The sequence below is a fragment of the Stenotrophomonas sp. YJH_SMC_123 genome, from assembly GCF_059368215.1.
The window spans coordinates 69,134-86,312 of sequence record NZ_JCAFRM010000005.1; the positions used below are offsets into that span (position 1 = coordinate 69,134).

Sequence of the window (17,179 nt, forward strand, 5' to 3'; positions counted from 1 at the left end):
CAGCACATAAAACGATTTCTCACGCCATCTGTTTCTGATACGTTTGGCGGCTCAGATTTTTCTGACAGTCCGACTTTGCCGCTATCCGGCGGTTCGATCGAGGTGAACGATGATTTTCCGTAACCACAAAGCTGTGCTTTCCGTCCTCGTCGCGACCGCCCTGACCGGCGCCGTGGTCACCGATGCCTTTGCGCAGTCCTCGCGTTCCTCCGACCGTGGCAGCCGCGGCGGTAGCAGCAAGCAGGCCAAGGCCGAACCGCTGTACCCGAATGCGACCCGCCAGGAGCCGACCGCCAAGGCCTCGGCCAAGATGGGCAGCAAGCTGCAGAAAATGATCGACAGCTACAACAAGGAAAAGTTCCCGGAGACGCGCGAACAGGCTGACGCGATCCTGGCCGACAGCGCTTCCAACGAGTACGACAAGTCGCTGGCCGCGCAGCTGGCCTCGCAGGCCGCCTACCAGACCGACGACGTGCCGGGCGCCATCGCGTATCTGAAGCAGGTGATCCAGTTCAACGGCCTGGACAACAACGGCCACTTCCAGTCGATGCTGATGCTGGGCCAGCTGCAGCTGCAGGAAGACAAGACCGCCGAAGGCCTGGCCACCCTGGACAAGTACTTCGCAGAGAGCAAGTCGACCAAGCCGGAAGAGCTGATCGCCAAGGGCCAGGCGCTGTACCAGCTGGAGCGCTACCAGGAAGCGATCCCGGTGCTGAAGCAGGCCATCGCCGGCGCCGCCGAGCCGAAGGACAACTGGAACCAGCTGCTGATGGCGGCCCTGTCCGAAGCCGGCCAGACCGGTGAGGCCGTGCAGGCCGCAGAAGCGCTGGCGGCCAAGAACCCGACGGACAAGAAGGCCCAGCTGAATCTGGCCAACATGTACATGCAGGCTGACCAGATGCCGAAGGCCGCCGCGGTGATGGACAAGCTGCGCAGCAGCGGCCAGCTCACTGAAGAGCGCGAGTACAAGCAGCTGTACTCGATCTATGCCAACACCGAGAACAAGGAAAAGGACGTCATCGCGGTCATCAACGAAGGGTTGCAGAAGGGCATCCTGAAGCCGGATTACCAGGTCTACCTGGCGCTGGCCCAGTCCTACTACTACTCCGACCAGGTGCCGCAGGCGATCGATGCGTGGCAGAAGGCTGCCCCGCTCTCCAAGGACGGTGAGACCTACCTGAACCTGGCACGCGTCCTGCATGCCGAAGGTCGCGTCCCCGAGGCCAAGCAGGCCGCCCAGCAGGCGCTGGCGAAGGGCGTGAAGAACCAGGCGGATGCCAAAAAAATCATCAACCTGAAGTAAGTAGGAATAACGCCTGAATGCCTGCTCAGTTGATGCGCAGGCGCTCAGGATTGGTATAAGCTTGGAGGTTCCTGCGGTGTCATGCACCGCTGATCAGGGATCCCGCCCCCGGGATTCCGGCCCCACTATTGAGCTCTTGGCGCATGACGGAACAACTAGTCGTTCACCGGTACGAACAACCCGATGACAAGGGGCTGAGCTGGCCTCGCATCGTCGGCATCGCGTTTGTAATTGCCCTGCATCTGGCCGCCTTCATGATGCTCCTCATTCCCGCCGTGGCTCCCAAGGCCGTCGCGGAGAAGGAGCGCAACGTCATGGTGACCATCGTCGACGCGCCGCCGCCGCCCCCACCGCCGCCGCCGCCGCCGCCGCCGCAGGATACTCCGCCACCGCCGGTGAAGAATCTGTCGCCGCCGAAGCCGTCGCCCGTACCGCCGCCGCCGCAGGCGCCGGTCGTGGACGTGCCGGAGCCGCGCCCGAACGATATCGTCACCCCGCCGTCGCCCCCGTCGCCGCCGGCTCCGCCGACCTCGATCGAGGCCAGCGTTGACATCTCGTCGAAGGCCATGAATCCGCCGCGCTATCCGCCGGCCGCCTTCCGCGCGGGTATCCAGGGCGAAGTGATCCTGATCATTGATGTCGATGCCAACGGCAACGTCACCAATGTCACGGTGGAAAAGTCCAGCCGTAACCGCGACCTGGACCGTGCTGCGATGGAAGCAGCTCGCAAGTGGCGCTTCAACGCCGCTGAATCTGGCGGTAAGAAGGCGGCAGGTCGCGTTCGCGTCCCGGTCAACTTTGCGCTGAACTGATGCGTCCGGGTGGCCCTCCGGCCACCCCCGCTCCCGGTTCGATTGTTTAGCTTAGCTACACCCTTTATCACCACACACAACAAAGGTAAGCGTCATGCTGCAGGAAATTTTCATCGCCGCTGCTGCCGGGGGCAATCCGTCCAACGCCCTGTCGCAGATGGGCTTCGAGCACCTGATCCACGAAATGACCACCAAGCCGGGTGATTTCGCGGTTTCCTGGGTCGTGCTGCTGACCCTGATCGCCATGTCGGCCATGTCCTGGTACTGGACCGTCATCAACATCTTCCGTGCCACCCGCCTGAAGAGCGCCGCTGACCGCGTCGTCAGCCTGTTCTGGGACACCCCGAACGCGCAGGACGCCATCCGTGCGATGGAAGAGCAGCCGGCTTCGGAGCCGTTCTCGAAGATCGCCCTGGACGCTGCCCAGGCCGCTGCCCACCACCAGCGCGCTGAAGGCGGTGCTACCGGCGGCGTCGGTGAGAACCTGAGCCGTTCGGAGTTCGTCGACCGCGCTCTGCGCCAGGCCGTCACCCGCGAAAGCAACAAGCTGCAGTCGGGCATGACCCTGCTGGCCACCGTCGGCGCGACCGCTCCGTTCGTCGGTCTGCTGGGTACCGTGTGGGGCATCTACGGCGCGCTGATCAAGATCGGTGCCACCGGCTCCGCTTCGATCGACGCCGTTGCCGGCCCGGTGGGTGAAGCGCTGATCATGACCGCGATCGGTCTGTTCGTCGCAATCCCGGCCGTGTTCGCCTTCAACTTCTTCAGCAAGATCAACAGCGCGACCATCAGCAAGTTCGATACCTTCGCGCACGACCTGCACGACTTCTTCGCCACCGGTTCGCGCGTCCGCTAATTGCGGCGCGCGTCACCCAGCGACGAAGTAAGTAGTCACCAAGATCTAGACGGAGCCCGTTATGGCTTTCAGTAGTGGTAACAGCGGCGGCCCCATGGCCGACATCAACGTTACGCCCCTCGTGGACGTGATGCTGGTGCTGCTGATCATCTTCATCATCACGGCGCCCCTGATGTCCCACAAGGTCAAGGTGGATCTGCCGGAAGCCAACCTGATCCAGAAGCCGGAAGATGCTGAAAAGCGTCCGAACCCGATCACGCTGGCAGTCAAGGAAGACGGCTCGATCTACTGGAACGACGAAGAAATCAACAAGCAGACTCTCGAGTCCCGCTTGGCGACCGCCGCACAGCAGACCCCGCAGCCGCCGCTGAACCTGCGTGGTGACCGCACCACCAAGATGCGCGTCATCAACGACCTGACCAAGGTCGCGCAGGAACAGGGCATGCTGGACGTCGGCTTCGTTGCGACCAAAGAAAAGGGGCAATAAGCCATGGCATTCAGTAGTGGTGGTGGCAAGGGCCCCATGGCAGACATCAACGTCACGCCCCTCGTGGACGTGATGCTGGTTCTGCTGATCATCTTCATCGTGACCGCGCCGATCATGACGTACCCGATCGCCGTGGACCTGCCGCAGCGCGTGCTCAACCCACCGCCGCAGCTGGTCGAACCGCCGCCGCCGATCGAGCTGAAGATCGACGCCAGCAACCAGGTCTCGTGGAACAACAGCCCGATCAATACCAGCGAGCTGCAGCAGCGGATGGAGCAGGAGGTCCAGCGTGACCCGACCAACCAGCCGGAACTGCGCATCGACGCCAGCCCGGATTCCGAGTACGACGTGATGGCCAAGGTTCTGGCCGCCGCGAAGAATGCTCAGATGAAGAAGATCGGATTTGTGCAGCAGTAAACGCTACACCGCAATACAACAGTCATGACGCGACTGCAGACGCCCCTGGAAACAGGGGCGTTTTTTTGTGTTCTCGTCGTGGCGCACGGGTTGGGGTCAGATCCCTTTTCCTGAGGAAAGGGATCTGAGCCCATCCGACCCCATCCGGCAGCAGGCGCCGCTATGATCGGCGGATGCTCGCCCTCTTCGACTCCCTGCGCCATTGGCTCGACGGCATCGCCCACCTCGGCACGATCCTGGCGGTGGCCTACCTGCTCTACCTGTTCGCGCTGGCGGGCTGGATCATGCTGCAGAAGCGCGAGCCGGTGGCCACGCTGAGCTGGATCCTTTCGCTGGCACTGCTGCCCTACCTCGGGCTCTTCATCTACTACCTGCTGGGGCCGCAGAAGGTGAAGCGGCAACGGCTGCGTCGTGGCCGTGCACGCTCGGGCATGGAGCACTACAGCGATGTCTGCCCGCCCGATTCGGACTGCACCGAGCTGGCCAAGGTTGCCCAGGCCACCACCGGACTGGCGCCCAGCAGTGCCACCGAGGTGACCTGGCTGGTCGACGGCGCAGCCACCTATGCCGCGCTGCTCGACGCGATCGCGCAGGCGCGCGACCACGTGCACCTGGAGTACTACATCTTCAACCCCGACCATGCCGGCACCGCACTGCGCGATGCCCTGGTCGAACGTGCGCAGGCCGGTGTGCAGGTGCGCCTGCTGCTGGATGCGGTGGGCTCTTCCGCCCTGCCCCGGCGCTTCCTGCAGCCACTGCTGGACGCCGGCGGCGAAGCGATCTGGTTCCATCCGCGACAGCTGCTGAAGCCGTTCAAGCGCCCGTGGCTGAACCTGCGCACCCACCGCAAGCTGGTGATCGTCGACGGTCGCCTCGCCTTCACCGGCGGCATCAACATCACTGACGAGGAAGACGAGAGCCGCAGGCCCGACGCTTACCGCGACCTGCACATGCGTATCCGCGGCCACGTGGTGCGCAGCCTGCAGCTGGTGTTCGCCGAGGACTGGCTCTATGCCAGTGGCCAGGACCACTCGCGTTTCGACATCGCCCGCCTGTGGCCGGCCGACATGCCGCTGCGTGCGGATGGATCGATCAGCGCCCAGGTGCTGGTGTCCGGGCCCGACTCGGGCTGGGAGACCATCCACCGCCTGCACGTGGCGGCGATCCAGGAAGCACACGAGCGCGTGTGGCTGGTGACGCCCTACTTCGTGCCCGGTGAAGCAGCGAGGATGGCGCTGACCTCGGCCGCGCTGGGCGGCCTGGACGTGCGCCTGCTGGTGCCGAAGATGAGCGACTCCTGGTTCGTCACCCAGGCCGCACGGTCCTACTTCGACGAACTGCTGCACGCGGGCGTGAAGATCTACGAGTACGGCCCGCGCATGCTGCATACCAAGGCGTTCATCGCCGACGACGATGTCTGCATCGTCGGCAGCGCCAACTTCGACCACCGCAGCTTCCGGCTGAACTTCGAACTGTCGATGATGATCAGCGACCGTGACCGCGTCGCTGCACTGGCCGAACTGCTGCAGGGCGAATTCGACCGTTCCACGCGGGTGCACGACCAGGCCGGCCGCTCGCTGTGGCTGCACCGCCTGCCCGAGGCCTTCGCCCGGCTGGCCTCGCCGCTGCTCTGACGCAGCGCTACACTGCGGCGATCATCCGGGGAGCCCGACTATGTACTGGTTGTACCTGCTGCTGGCGCTGGGCTGCTTTGCCTTCGCGCTGAAGACCCCGAGCGCGGGGTTGATGACCCTGTGCCTGCTGGCGGCGCTCGGCTTCCTGCTGGCCTGGGTGCGCGGCCGCTACGTGGCCCGTTTCGGCGACCTGCAGCGCGACCCGGCCACGCTGATCGATGCCGAGGAGCTGCGCCGCCTGCGCGAACAGGCCCAGGCCCGCCGCACTGACGACCACAACGACCACGACCCGTCCCCTCTTTCCAAGTAGTCCCGTTCCATGACCCAGCTCAGCGTCAACGTCAACAAGATCGCCGTCCTGCGCAATTCGCGCGGCGGCGCCGAACCGGACGTGGTGCGTGCCGCCCAGGCCTGCCTGGATGCCGGCGCGCATGGCATCACCGTGCATCCACGGCCGGACCGCCGGCATATCACCGCCGAGGACGTGCTGGCCCTGTCCACGCTGACCCGCGCGCGTGGCGTTGAATTCAACATCGAAGGCAATCCGTTCGCGCCGCCGCGCGAGGGCTACCCGGGGCTGCTGCCGCTGTGCGAACAGACCCGTCCGGCGCAGGCCACCCTGGTCCCCGATGATGACGGCCAGATCACCTCCGACCACGGTTTCGACTTCGAACGAGATGCCGAGCGCCTGCGTCCGCTGGTGGCTGCGCTGAAGGCCATGGGGTGTCGGGTCAGCCTGTTTGTTGACGCGGGCAACCCATTGCTGGAGCAGGCAGCTGAGGTGGGGGCGGACCGCATCGAGCTGTATACCGGGCCCTATGCAGAGGCGCATGCGGCGGGCGATGCCGATGCGATGCTGGCGCTGTTCGCCACTGCTGCCCGACGAGCGCAGGCCGTCGGCCTGGGTGTCAATGCTGGCCACGACCTGTCGCAGGACAACCTGCGCGACTTCCTGGCCCACGTGCCGGAGGTGCTGGAGGTGTCGATCGGTCACGCGCTGATCGGCGAGGCACTGTATGACGGGCTGGATGCCACCGTGCGCGGGTACCTGGCGCTGCTTTGATGCATTGCAGCCGAGCGTAGGCTCGGCTCCACAAGGTCTCTGCATCAACTGTAGAGCCGAGTCCATGCTCGGCTCAGCCTCGCCCTGAACCCTTCAGGCGGCCGTCGCAGCCATTGAGACGGCCACGACGTACCCTGCCGCAATGGGTATTGCGATCAAGGGCCGAGGTTCCACGTCCCACCTTGCCGGGCGCTTTGAAAGCACCGTCAGCGAGGCGGTGGACGACGGCTGGGCGGTCGACGAAAGCGATGAGTTCCTCGCCCCGCGCCTGCGCACCGAAGTACGCGCCGAAACCGCGCGCAGCATCATCACCCGCAACAACTCGCCCGACGTCGGCTTCAGTCAATCGGTGAATCCCTACCGCGGTTGCGAGCACGGTATCAATACCCCCTGATTGTTCACTAGATAAATCCATATAGATCAACAGGTTAGAGAATAATCAGTAAACACATTGCTATCGGCACAATCCCCCGCGCAGTGCCGGCCAAACACGCCCATCCTGGAGAGGTTGGCCAACCTTCGTGGTCTGCAAAGAGTGTTAGAGCCCTGCGGCGCGCAGCAGGGCCGACATCGAGGTACCCATGCCTTTAGCAACTCGCTCCAAGGTAGCGAGAGTGAGGTTCTTTTCGCCACGCTCGATCTTGCTGTAGTAGGCGCGGTGCATCTGGATGTGGTCAGCAAAGGCTTCTTGGCTGACACCCAGATCAATGCGATGCGCGCGGATCACATCTGCAAGTTTCGCTTGGTTCGTATGCTCGACCATACGAAGCAGCTTGTGGTTCCAGTACTTTAAAGACTACGCCTCTAAAGGTAGTCTACTTATAAGTACTAATTGCATCTCCCATGAACTTTTACCTCGTATGTCCGGAACTGGAGTTCACTCTTGAGCTTCCCTTTTCTCCCATGGGCAGGGAGCAGGTCGCTATGCAGATGCGTCGAATGCAAGAAGAGGAAGGGCAAGCAAGAGGCTTTGAGTACCGCCTGGCAGAAGAGCTCTCAAAGCTCATCCCCCAGCTAACGGATTGGGACATCAAGCCGCCCACGGGTGCACAGATGGCATATGCGACTTCGCTCTGCGCACAGTTGGGCATTCCACTGCCTGCAGCAACACGTCGATCGCGGGCATTGATGCAGATCTTCTTGGCGGAAGCCAAAGCGCTCCATGGCCAACGCAGCTGATAAAGGCCTTGCCAGCCGAAGCTGTGGATAAGCCTGGGCAGAACCTACTCGCCAAACGACCGTATGGCCTACAGCTAGCTGAATTTCACGGTGTTGCGGCGCCTGTGGTTAGCAATAATACTAACGGCCCGACCTTCCCAAGTTGTCGCCATGGAACAGGATGCTCGAAAGGCCCAAGTTCCCCTCAAAGGCAGAGGGGCCGCATCGCGTGTCCCAAGCCGTTTCGATACCACTGCAACAGTGGGAGTCGACGACGGCTGGGAGTCGGTCTACCAGGAGATGGAAGACGCGCCACCGCTGAGAACTCAGGTGCAGGAAGAGCGAGCGCGCACAGTGATCAGCCACAACTCATCCCCTGACGTTGGCTTTAGCGCGTCGGTCAACCCGTACCGCGGCTGCGAGCATGGCTGTGTTTACTGTTTTGCTCGCCCTTCTCACTCCTACTTGAGCCTTTCACCAGGCTTAGACTTCGAGACGCGCCTGTTTGCAAAGACAAATGCCCCGGAGCGCCTCAGAGCAGAAATTAGCAAGTCGAACTACAAGTGCACCCCGATTGCGTTGGGGATAAACACAGACGGCTATCAGCCGATTGAAAGGAATTACCAAATTACACGCCAATGCCTTGAGGTGCTTGCTGATGCCAAGCATCCGGTGAGCTTCGTCACCAAGAGTGCCTTGATCACCAGGGACGTCGAACTGCTGGCGTCGATGGCCAAGGATCGGTTGGTTACGGTCTACTTCTCGGTCACCACGCTCGACAGGAAGCTATCTGCAAAACTGGAACCACGAGCTGCTGCTCCCCACGCAAGGCTGCGAGCAATGAATCAGCTGCACGAGGCAGGAGTACCGGTAGGGGTTTTGATCGCGCCGGTCATTCCCATGATCACCGACCATGACCTAGAAGCCATCCTTGAGGCTGCTCACGAACACGGCGCTCGGGCAGCAGGCTACGTGCTTCTCAGGCTACCCAACGAGATTAAGGACATTTGGAGAGAATGGCTCGAGCTGCACTATCCGGACCGCGCTGCGCACGTGCTTAGCTTGATGCGACAGATGCATGGTGGAAAGGAGTATGACGCCAGCTTTGGCACCAGGATGTCCGGAACTGGCCCTGTAGCGGACTTGATCCGGAAGCGCTTTGAAAAGAAGCATCGTGAACTCGGTTTCACTAGGCTGCCAGCGCTGGCCACTCATCTTTTTCAACCTCCCCAAGACAAGTCGCCACAGGGGCAACTTTTCTAGCCGAACGGAAAACGAGGCTAGCATCAGTACAAAGCTATGGATGCAGTCCGAGCGGCGCCTACAGGGACAGAGCGTCCTAGGTTTCTGAGTACTGATACCATCTCCCCGAAAAGGAAATAGCATCTCCTCCGCAGCAAGCTTAGACGGCTTTCCAAACATATTTGGTTATCCCGCTTCCTCATGAAAAGGACCAGCGTATGCCCAAGCAAGTGAGAGGTTTATCAGTCTACCGAAGCACGATTGAGCGGCTGCCACAGTTTCGCATTCTTAGCGGCCCACTCACAGAACACCAAGCGGCGATGCTGGGATTCGACGACCTTCCGCTCGCAGGCGCTTCCATTGTGCCAAGCGCCGAAGGACCCGCGACGTTATTCAATGCCCGAGGCAAAGAGATCATCCGAAAGGACCTTCCGATGGTCACCAAGTCTCGATCAATCAATACCTCGTGGAAGGACTGGCACGGACACACTCACCACGGTACTCAGACAAGATCCTATGAGACCTATCCCAGGGAATACGTTGCACCACCTGGTGAATTCCTCACTGCTGTAGATACAGACAGTGGTATCGCAATGGCTACTAGGATCATTGACCGGACGGAGCCAGAAGAGAGCATTGCAAACCTCCTCAACATCTACCTGGAATGCTTCCAACACTTCGAAATCGTTGACCCGGACCTCGCGGTGCCGGTCAGGGTCGAGAAGATCAACTGGCGCATTCTCCCTCCGGGGAAGTTCCCGTTCGATAGAGCGATGCAGGTATTGGATAGTTATCTGAAGCAGTTGACCGACAGCGACCGCGCAGTCGCTAAGCAGCGCATCCGGACCATCACTCGTCACGAGCCCGACTTCATGGCAGTCGGATTAGGCGGTTTCAGTGAGTACATCGTTTTTGGGTTCACGGGAAGGAATCGATACGTGTTCGAGAGTCCCGAGTCAGGCAATGCCACTTACATCTTCAGGAACGAGTGGGAGGCGGTGTCTCAGCTCACCAAACGCCAGATCCTTCAAGAGCAGCTGCAGGAGACCAGGATCATCCACACCTCGCGTTGGGCCGTAGAGGTCTCAGAAGCAATCCAACGGAAGTGAAGTGGTTGGGCAAAGTTTCAGAGGGGCGTAGCCCGAACCGGTACCCTGTGACCCACGCCATGGATAGCTACCTACCGATGCGTTTACTCAGGCTTAGAAGCTTAGACAGGAACTCCCAATGAAGCCAACCATCCTGGCACTGGACCTCGAAGGCACGCTCATCTCCAACGCAGTCAGTCAGATTCCTCGCCCTGGGCTTCACCGGTTCCTAGAGGATGTCCGATCGCAGTTCGAGGAACTTGTACTGTTCACTACGGTTCCCGAGGCACTTGCAAGAAGAATTGCCGGACTCCTGGCTAGGGAAGGCAGTGTTCCGGCATGGTTTGTCGAGCTTCGATACATCCACTGGTCTGGAAGGACAAAGGATCTTTCCTATGTCTCCCCCCACGTGGGTGAAGCCCTTCTCTTGGATGACCATGGCCCCTATGTGCATGATGGGCAGGAGAGACTGTGGGTCGAGATCCCGCTGTTCGGCTCCCCGTACTCGTCAGACGATGACGGGTTGCAGATCGCAGCTGAACGCCTGACCGATCGCATCATTGAACTGCAGAGTGCATCCGACCTTGGCCACATGATCGCCGATCATGGCTGAGCAGCGCGTTGTCTCGATGGCTCGTTGAAAGAGCGCGTATGCAGCGGCCGTCCTCTCGCACATTCGGCACAGTTAGGGATCAGCACGCGGGCAGCACTCGAGAAACTCTTTGATAGCGTCGCTCCGGAGAACCCGGAGACGGCCAACCAAAGGTTGCCAGCAATCAAAAGTGGTGCAGTGGCGTTGCGGCAACCTTACCTTTGCCGGCAGCAATTGAATCGGTAGCTCCAGGCGTACCCACTGCCCAGCCAACACGCTTCCCTAAAGAACGCGCAGTAGCAACCGCGGCGTCTCCCGATTGATGATGTCAACTCACTGCCAGCCTTGGGTAGCCATTGACCGCGCGCTACCGATTGCCGCGCCAAGCGGACACCAACATTGGTACTGAAGGAGCAAATCTAGCCTGCGCGACGAACGAACCCACCTCTCTGTTGCGCACTTCCCCCGTACCAGCGAGCAGGTCTTCCTTCACACCGAGCGTACCAGTAGGGTCACGATCACGCGTAAATATATGAATCAATGGAAGTAAAAAGTAGGCATGATTCTCATTTCAGTTGTTAACGTACCGTAAGGCTCACAGCAAAAAAAACTTTCCGTATACCTGATAGCTTTCGGCGCCATGGTCTATGACGTCGAAATATGCACCGCACGTGCAATCGCTTCGGAAGCGACAGGAATCAAGTGTGCGCAAGGCGTACCCTTACCCGAAGGCTTCTGCTTTTTGGTCAGCAGGTCTGATGGAACGATCGTTCAGCCCGCTTTTGAATTCTTTGCAGATGCCCATCTAACGATCGGTCCAAAGCCAAAGCTTGCCTGCAGCAAGAACACAACCGCAGCTATCGCGGCTGACCTCACCGACTTCCATCACTTTCTTGACGCAAGAAAAAAGCTCGTTTCCGACGTAGATGAGGATCTCCTCAGATCCTATGCGGACACCTTGACTGACCTGGACTCTGCGGTGACCTTGGATAAGCTCGCCGCCGCGACTATTCATCGAAGATGGTCGACCGTGACCAAGCTAATCGCATTCTGCGTGAAACGGGGATACCTGAGGAAGGCACCAGCGCTGCTGAGCAAGCAGACGAAGCGAGGAACTGTTCAAGTTCTCGACGTTGGCGTCGACCTTCCCGGGCTGAACGACGCTGACGAACTCATCACTGCGCTCCATCCCGAGACCGTCGTCGGTATTCTTGACGAACTAGGTCCAAACCCTGTGCTCGAGCGAAACGGTCTGGTTGAACTGGCATACGCAACCACGGCGCAGCGATTGATGGCTGAGCTTTGCTATCAAGCAGGACTGAGGCGGGCGGAAGTGTGCGATCTCAAAGCGAAAACCATCCTTCAGGCCCGTACGGAAGGGCGCGATCCTCTCACTGCAGTCGCCATCCCCGTGCTCGGGAAAGGTAACAAGAAGCGCAATGTTCCCGTTCCAGTCTGGCTACTCAACGCGTTGAAGCGCTATGCCAAAGGTGTTCGGCAGCGCCTCGTTGACCTCCGACTGGGATACCACAAGCTCGAGGATCACGGCGTCCTATTCGTCCTCGACGCAAACAACCGCAAGCATGCGGGCAATCCGATAACCCCGCAGATCTTCGACCGGCATTTCGCCCAGGCCAAGGACAGGCTGCTCAAACGGCTCTCCAAAGAGCGTGACCTGGCTCGCTACGAATCCACGCAGCGCGAGCGAATAACCATTCACGCCCTTCGACACACCTTCGCCTTGTACACGTACATGGAGAAGCGCGCAAACGGTGACATGGATGCGATCAAGTATGTTCAGTCGGTACTGGGACACAGTCTCAGGGATACGACTGAGTCCATCTACCTGCGAAGCGCGAACGCATTCGAGAGCGAAACCAGGGAATCGATCAGACTGCACCTTGAAGGTCAACCCTTTATGCGAATCGGCGTCGAGGCCTGACGAGTTGGAGCTCACACGGCTCCACGGCCAGCATACGCACTACTCCTCGCATGTGACCGACTCACCTTATCAAATCAGATTGAACACGGATTGGAGCGTTACGTGGCAGGAAGAAGATCCGCCCAGCTGCGGCACGCCGTAGTAGTTGAGGAAAAGGTAGGCAACACAAAGAAATGGGATGTCCGCGAGAGCGCTGGTCGCCTAGAAGTCGCGTTCAGGCGCGCCGGAGACCTGCGCGACAACATCGTTAATCTCAGCCGGTGGAAGGGCATAGGTGCAGCGGCACCGCTCTTCGCCGAGGCGTTCTGCCGAGCTAACAAGAACAGCAGGGAGACGACTAGATCCTCTTCAGCTAACAACATCGTGAGTGGCCTGGTGCAGTACCTAACCGTAAAAGGGGTAAAGATAAGCGGCCCAGACGACACTCCAATGGATCTCGGCGAGTCCTTTCTAACGTATCTGAAAGGTAGGGATACCACGCACCCGACAGTTCTCTCGGTGGAGACCCAGCGCCACTATTACGGGACCTTCAAGAAGGTCGTTCTTGCGCTGCACGAGATGGATCCACGGTGGAAGGTGATCCGTATTCCGCCAAAGCCGTTCGCAGGACTGCCACGGAAGAGCAAGCCGAAAGAGCTGGACCGTGCGGCTTGGGCCAACGTCATGAAGGCGGCGGTCGAAGAATGCATATCGACAATGGACGAAGTGTGGCCGCTTCTAGATAGGGTTCACAGTGCCCTCGCTCAGAAGAAAAAGGGCGACGCTGTATCGCTAAGCGATCCGGCAGAGGCAATTGCTCAAATATTGGCAAACTTTGACGGTCATCTTCCTCGCCAAGGCGCGGTTCACAAGCTCCCAGGCGTAGGAAAGATCAGCGAAAGCGAGTACTTCCGTCTGAGGAGACTAGCGCACCCGATCGGCGGCGATCTGATCCCATTCTTTCTCGTACTAGCCATGCACTCGGGCTTCAACGAGCAGCCACTTAGAACACTCACCCTGAATGGCATATCGGAGCACTACCCGCTTGGACAAAAGCGAACGGTGATCAAGTCCTCCAAGCGCAGGGCTGGAAGTTCCGCTCAGGGCGCGACACAGCGAGCAGCCTTCCCCGCTAGCGATCACCCGCTAGCGCCTGAAAGATTGATCAGTTTCGTTATTGCTTGGACCAAACGAATCAGAGACTACGCTGCTGGTGAGCTTGCCAATGACTTCTTCCTCCACGCAGTTTCCGAAGGCGGGCGGCACAAGCGCCGAGGAATGCACATCGACTCCTACTCAGCCAGAACCGACGACGTGACCACGCGGGTGACCGGTTACATCACGTTGTTCTGCAAACGAAGGGGGCTTAAGTACTCTGGCTCTCAAGCAAACAGGCTTGCGTTCTCCGAAGCGGTTGATGGGCTGACCGACGGCGACGCCTTCGAGCTCCGAGCAATGCTAGGCCATCGGCTACTGTCAACTGGTCAAGACAGTTACCAGACAACCACGATGCAGCATCGGCAAAAGGAACAGCTGGCAGGAGCCATGACCGCACAGGAGCGCTGGGTGACTTCAAATGGAAAGATCGACACACGCTCCGCCCGAAGTGATCGTGAGCAAACGGCAGCCACGCAGGGCTTCTGCTGTGCAGATCCATTCCAAAGTCCTCAACCAGGGCAGCGCCATGGAAAGCTCTGCACCAGCTATGGTTCCTGTCCTGCATGCCCGCTCGCCGCAGCTGATCCAAACGAAGCCTACGCGCTCGCGCGCTTTCTTCAACTGCAGGAGCTATACGAAGAAGCCAGGGCAGAGCTCGGCAGCGAGATCTGGAGGCGAAAGTTCGAGAATGCCTATCTCGCTCTCCGCGATTCATGGATCCCAGCAGTGAGCACAACTGCGAATCGACAATCAGCGATGATGATCATGCTGACGCCCCTGCCTGGACTTGAATAGTCCGGCTGTACCGCCACTAGCGAATCAATTCTAGAGATATGGCTATGCCCGCAGCAAGAAAGGTCGAAACAGCGCAGGCAGCGACCCTGCATCCTTCCTTCCAAGTTGACTATGACAGTGATGTCTGGACCTTTGCCCAGACCACGGTCGGCCAACAGAAGGAGTTTGTCACAGTTGACTGGGCAATCCCTGTGGCACGCGGAGAGTTGCTCACGGACTACAAGCACAGAGGACTGCTCTCTGAGCTGAAGTGCTACCTCAAGACCGCCATCATTGAGGACACCGTACGTATGACGGTTGGGTCTATCCCTGGCACTTACATGGGCATGAGGGAGCTGGTGAAGTTCATGGGAGAGCGGGAGATCCACTCCCTCTTCGATATCACCACGGCGATGAGCTGGGACTACGTCGAAGGTCTCGAAGAGCAGTACATGACGGCCCGAAGTGATGCCGGTCGAGACAGGGCGTGGACGCATGCGACCGCCTACAAACTCATCCATCCACTTACACAGATCTACGAAATCGCGGACAGCTTGCGCGCCAGAGGCGGACAAGCACCGTGCGAAGCGCCGTTTGACGGAAGAAAGACCTACGACGTCGTGACAGAGCCGCTCGGGCTTGCTCGAACGGGTGGATTGATGCCTGTCCCGGACGAGATCTCGGTACCGATTCTTTCCTACGCATGTGAATGGATTGAGTACGGCTCGGAGGATGTGATCAGACTTCAGGCTGAGGTCATCCCGATGCTGATCGACGCAAGAAGTGCTACGGGACCGAGACGAATCGCCTGCTTTCGTCAGATCAAACGGCACATCGAGGAGTTCCAGATGAGCCCGATCCCAGGGACACTGACACCCTGGCATGAGCCATTGGCCACCATAGATCGGATTGATGACGCTGGTGACGAGCGCGAGATTAGCGGAACTCAGGGCCTGAGACGCCTAATACTAATGACTCAAAGCGCATGCAGTGTCTTGCTGCAGGGATGCACCGGGATTCGAGCTCATGAGCTGATTGGCCTCTCCCTGGACCACGATCCGACGCTACAGCACGGTGTGGTCAAGTCAGTGACGTCGCTAGACGGACTAATGGAGGTGTTCTCCATCTGTGGCATTTCCGCCAAAAGGGAAGCGACTCGCCATGAGTGGACTGCCGGACTGCGCCCGTTGGGCACGAATCACCTGCCGATCGTGCTGAAATCCGTCGAGGTGCTGGTGCGGCTAATGGAGCCTTGGCGAGCACTATCGGGCACTAAGTCACTGATGCTCAGCTTCTCCCACGCCAAGTCCCTTCCATCGGGTCCCGATGGAATCGGCCGAATGACAGCATCCAGAAATTCTCTGCTGCAACGTGAGTTTGCCGTCGAAGCCCTCACGAAGAAGCGTGGCATCGAAACGACGCAAGCTGTTTACGAGGTGAGGTACCTACGCCCGCAGCGATGGAGGATCACCTTTGCGCACTATGTGTTCCGATCCAAGCCGGAACTAATGCCAGCGCTACGGACGCACTTCCGTCACATGAGCGAGCAGATCACGGATCAAGGGTACATTGGAAACGATGCGGCTCTGCTCGAGAACTTGGAAGGAGAGAGAGTCATGGAGACCTCTCGGTTCCTAGTTCAAATCACCCTCGGCAGGCCGATCGGAGGTGGACCGGCGCAGCGTCTTCTCATGCAGCATGCCGAATCAATGACCGAGGCACTGTCCAAGATGGACGGAGAGACGCCGATCGATAAGGCCGTGGCATACGTGAAACTCACCGACCTGCGGATATGGACAGGGACCTACGCAAGTTGCCTGATTGATATGTTGCCTGACCGTTCCAGCTGCAACCCACAAGCAAGCCTCCTCACTGTCCGCGCCTCGCCGAACTTCGGCCTACGGTCGCCCGGCCTGTGCGCGGGGTGCAAGTGCTGCATCATCCTGCCAGAGCATAAGGACTTTTGGGAGGATCGCCTCCTGAAAAATCAGGCCATTGTCCAGATGGAGCGGACCAACTCTAGGGATCAGTATTCCAAGATTGCTATGAGCCGTGTTGTTCAGAGTCGAGCAGTGCTGAGGATGATATCCAACGCTACCGGGGACGCTTCCGATCGTTCCGGCGAAAGTTGACGACATTTGCTCCATCGTCTCTCTTGGTACTCTGCTTCTGAAGCCGGGACACTGCGAGTTGGAGAGATGCGTTGTGGATGTTGGTCTTGTAAAGCAGAGCCTTCAACCTTGCGTTCTCAGCCTTAACCCTGGCGAGCTCTTCAGCTACTGAGCCTCGCCTCTCCTCCTCAGCCAGCTCCTGAATTCTAAGCCAGACGTGCCCAAGTCGAGCGTGCCTTGATCCAAAGCTCCCTCTATTTACTCCTGCCTCTGCCGCGACCGCGGTAGGCGTGATGATCCGATGACCTGCGGCCATCTTTGCCTTCAGCAGTTCATTGGTCGGGCGTCGCTTCACCAGGCGGTCAAGAGCGGCCAATGCCTTATCCTCTACTGAGTTGGGTCTGCTCATTCTGCTGTCCGCTGACGCATCATTGGTAAGCAGATAGCCTACGCCACCTTCGCCGCCCAATCATCTAGGTGGGACAAGGAGAACCTTGAAATCAATCCTGATGCAGTCGCTGCCCGGCGAGACCCACGTTCTTCAGACCCAGATGTTCAGCAAC

The 17,179-nt window shown here is 59.5% G+C and carries 17 protein-coding genes and 1 pseudogene; 16 read left to right on the forward strand and 2 right to left on the reverse strand.

Annotated elements, in window-relative coordinates; genetic code table 11:
* The first annotated feature begins 109 nt into the window (after nt 1-109).
* The 9 genes and pseudogenes from AC5P5W_RS12790 to AC5P5W_RS12830 form a co-directional block, all read left to right on the forward strand.
* Nucleotides 110-1,303 (forward strand): tetratricopeptide repeat protein, encoded by a 1,194-nt coding sequence (locus tag AC5P5W_RS12790; protein ID WP_014035419.1) that lies wholly within the window; start codon nt 110-112, stop codon nt 1,301-1,303.
* A 143-nt stretch (nt 1,304-1,446) separates the two neighbouring features.
* Complete coding sequence (locus AC5P5W_RS12795) at nt 1,447-2,115, forward strand: energy transducer TonB (protein ID WP_049408447.1); 669 nt, start codon at nt 1,447-1,449, stop codon at nt 2,113-2,115.
* Nucleotides 2,116-2,209: 94 nt separating this feature from the next.
* Nucleotides 2,210-2,971 carry a TonB-system energizer ExbB gene (gene exbB / locus AC5P5W_RS12800; protein WP_005411738.1) on the forward strand — a complete coding sequence of 254 codons (762 nt, stop codon included), beginning with the start codon at nt 2,210-2,212 and terminating at the stop codon, nt 2,969-2,971.
* 61 nt (nt 2,972-3,032) lie between these two features.
* The gene (locus AC5P5W_RS12805) at nt 3,033-3,458 is read left to right on the forward strand and encodes an ExbD/TolR family protein (protein WP_005421196.1); all 426 of its coding nucleotides are present in this window, start codon (nt 3,033-3,035) and stop codon (nt 3,456-3,458) included.
* A gap of 3 nt (nt 3,459-3,461) precedes the next feature.
* Nucleotides 3,462-3,875 carry an ExbD/TolR family protein gene (locus AC5P5W_RS12810; protein ID WP_005411740.1) on the forward strand — a complete coding sequence of 138 codons (414 nt, stop codon included), beginning with the start codon at nt 3,462-3,464 and terminating at the stop codon, nt 3,873-3,875.
* A gap of 173 nt (nt 3,876-4,048) precedes the next feature.
* Nucleotides 4,049-5,509, forward strand: coding sequence for a cardiolipin synthase (cls, locus tag AC5P5W_RS12815; RefSeq protein WP_014645411.1), 1,461 nt, complete (start codon nt 4,049-4,051; stop codon nt 5,507-5,509).
* A gap of 40 nt (nt 5,510-5,549) precedes the next feature.
* Complete coding sequence (locus tag AC5P5W_RS12820; protein WP_014645412.1) at nt 5,550-5,819, forward strand: hypothetical protein; 270 nt, start codon at nt 5,550-5,552, stop codon at nt 5,817-5,819.
* A 9-nt stretch (nt 5,820-5,828) separates the two neighbouring features.
* Entirely contained in the window at nt 5,829-6,572 is a 744-nt protein-coding gene (locus AC5P5W_RS12825) for a pyridoxine 5'-phosphate synthase (RefSeq protein WP_014645413.1), read from the forward strand.
* A gap of 142 nt (nt 6,573-6,714) precedes the next feature.
* Nucleotides 6,715-6,951: pseudogene (locus tag AC5P5W_RS12830) on the forward strand (PA0069 family radical SAM protein); the annotation flags it as partial.
* Between the two features lie 159 nt (nt 6,952-7,110).
* On the opposite strand, the gene AC5P5W_RS12835 reads toward AC5P5W_RS12830, so the two are convergent.
* Nucleotides 7,111-7,335 carry a helix-turn-helix domain-containing protein gene (locus AC5P5W_RS12835; RefSeq protein ID WP_012478633.1) on the reverse strand — a complete coding sequence of 75 codons (225 nt, stop codon included), beginning with the start codon at nt 7,333-7,335 and terminating at the stop codon, nt 7,111-7,113.
* Between the two features lie 80 nt (nt 7,336-7,415).
* On the opposite strand from AC5P5W_RS12835, the gene AC5P5W_RS12840 reads away from it, so the two are divergent.
* The 7 genes from AC5P5W_RS12840 to AC5P5W_RS12870 all read left to right on the forward strand — a co-directional run bounded on the left by AC5P5W_RS12840 (nt 7,416) and on the right by AC5P5W_RS12870 (nt 16,637).
* Nucleotides 7,416-7,751: a hypothetical protein gene (locus AC5P5W_RS12840; RefSeq protein ID WP_012478634.1), complete on the forward strand. Its 336-nt coding sequence runs from the start codon at nt 7,416-7,418 to the stop codon at nt 7,749-7,751.
* Nucleotides 7,752-7,901: 150 nt separating this feature from the next.
* Nucleotides 7,902-8,993 (forward strand): PA0069 family radical SAM protein, encoded by a 1,092-nt coding sequence (locus AC5P5W_RS12845; protein ID WP_021204599.1) that lies wholly within the window; start codon nt 7,902-7,904, stop codon nt 8,991-8,993.
* 299 nt (nt 8,994-9,292) lie between these two features.
* Nucleotides 9,293-10,081, forward strand: a complete 789-nt coding sequence (locus tag AC5P5W_RS12850; RefSeq protein ID WP_232418926.1) for a hypothetical protein — start codon at nt 9,293-9,295, stop codon at nt 10,079-10,081.
* A 118-nt stretch (nt 10,082-10,199) separates the two neighbouring features.
* Nucleotides 10,200-10,673, forward strand: coding sequence for an NIF family HAD-type phosphatase (locus tag AC5P5W_RS12855; RefSeq protein ID WP_021204601.1), 474 nt, complete (start codon nt 10,200-10,202; stop codon nt 10,671-10,673).
* A 619-nt stretch (nt 10,674-11,292) separates the two neighbouring features.
* Complete coding sequence (locus AC5P5W_RS12860) at nt 11,293-12,594, forward strand: tyrosine-type recombinase/integrase (protein WP_012478638.1); 1,302 nt, start codon at nt 11,293-11,295, stop codon at nt 12,592-12,594.
* 90 nt (nt 12,595-12,684) lie between these two features.
* On the forward strand, nt 12,685-14,526 hold the full coding sequence (locus tag AC5P5W_RS12865) for a hypothetical protein (RefSeq protein ID WP_021204602.1): 1,842 nt from the start codon (nt 12,685-12,687) through the stop codon (nt 14,524-14,526).
* Between the two features lie 38 nt (nt 14,527-14,564).
* A complete protein-coding gene (locus AC5P5W_RS12870; RefSeq protein ID WP_005414981.1) occupies nt 14,565-16,637 on the forward strand; it encodes a hypothetical protein in 2,073 nt (690 codons plus the stop codon).
* On the opposite strand, the gene AC5P5W_RS12875 is transcribed toward AC5P5W_RS12870, so the two are convergent.
* Nucleotides 16,600-17,025, reverse strand: a complete 426-nt coding sequence (locus tag AC5P5W_RS12875) for a hypothetical protein (RefSeq protein ID WP_146033496.1) — start codon at nt 17,023-17,025, stop codon at nt 16,600-16,602. The two genes, AC5P5W_RS12870 and AC5P5W_RS12875, sit on opposite strands and share 38 nt — an antisense overlap.
* Nucleotides 17,026-17,179: the final 154 nt, after the last annotated feature.

Coding starts and splice junctions, on each gene's coding strand:
- AC5P5W_RS12790 (WP_014035419.1), top strand. CDS start 110: ATGATTTTCCGTAACCACAAAGCTGTGCTTTCCGTCCTCGTCGCGACC.
- AC5P5W_RS12795 (WP_049408447.1), top strand. CDS start 1,447: ATGACGGAACAACTAGTCGTTCACCGGTACGAACAACCCGATGACAAG.
- exbB (WP_005411738.1), top strand. CDS start 2,210: ATGCTGCAGGAAATTTTCATCGCCGCTGCTGCCGGGGGCAATCCGTCC.
- AC5P5W_RS12805 (WP_005421196.1), top strand. CDS start 3,033: ATGGCTTTCAGTAGTGGTAACAGCGGCGGCCCCATGGCCGACATCAAC.
- AC5P5W_RS12810 (WP_005411740.1), top strand. CDS start 3,462: ATGGCATTCAGTAGTGGTGGTGGCAAGGGCCCCATGGCAGACATCAAC.
- cls (WP_014645411.1), top strand. CDS start 4,049: ATGCTCGCCCTCTTCGACTCCCTGCGCCATTGGCTCGACGGCATCGCC.
- AC5P5W_RS12820 (WP_014645412.1), top strand. CDS start 5,550: ATGTACTGGTTGTACCTGCTGCTGGCGCTGGGCTGCTTTGCCTTCGCG.
- AC5P5W_RS12825 (WP_014645413.1), top strand. CDS start 5,829: ATGACCCAGCTCAGCGTCAACGTCAACAAGATCGCCGTCCTGCGCAAT.
- AC5P5W_RS12835 (WP_012478633.1), bottom strand. CDS start 7,335: ATGGTCGAGCATACGAACCAAGCGAAACTTGCAGATGTGATCCGCGCG.
- AC5P5W_RS12840 (WP_012478634.1), top strand. CDS start 7,416: ATGAACTTTTACCTCGTATGTCCGGAACTGGAGTTCACTCTTGAGCTT.
- AC5P5W_RS12845 (WP_021204599.1), top strand. CDS start 7,902: ATGGAACAGGATGCTCGAAAGGCCCAAGTTCCCCTCAAAGGCAGAGGG.
- AC5P5W_RS12850 (WP_232418926.1), top strand. CDS start 9,293: ATGCTGGGATTCGACGACCTTCCGCTCGCAGGCGCTTCCATTGTGCCA.
- AC5P5W_RS12855 (WP_021204601.1), top strand. CDS start 10,200: ATGAAGCCAACCATCCTGGCACTGGACCTCGAAGGCACGCTCATCTCC.
- AC5P5W_RS12860 (WP_012478638.1), top strand. CDS start 11,293: ATGGTCTATGACGTCGAAATATGCACCGCACGTGCAATCGCTTCGGAA.
- AC5P5W_RS12870 (WP_005414981.1), top strand. CDS start 14,565: ATGGCTATGCCCGCAGCAAGAAAGGTCGAAACAGCGCAGGCAGCGACC.
- AC5P5W_RS12875 (WP_146033496.1), bottom strand. CDS start 17,025: ATGAGCAGACCCAACTCAGTAGAGGATAAGGCATTGGCCGCTCTTGAC.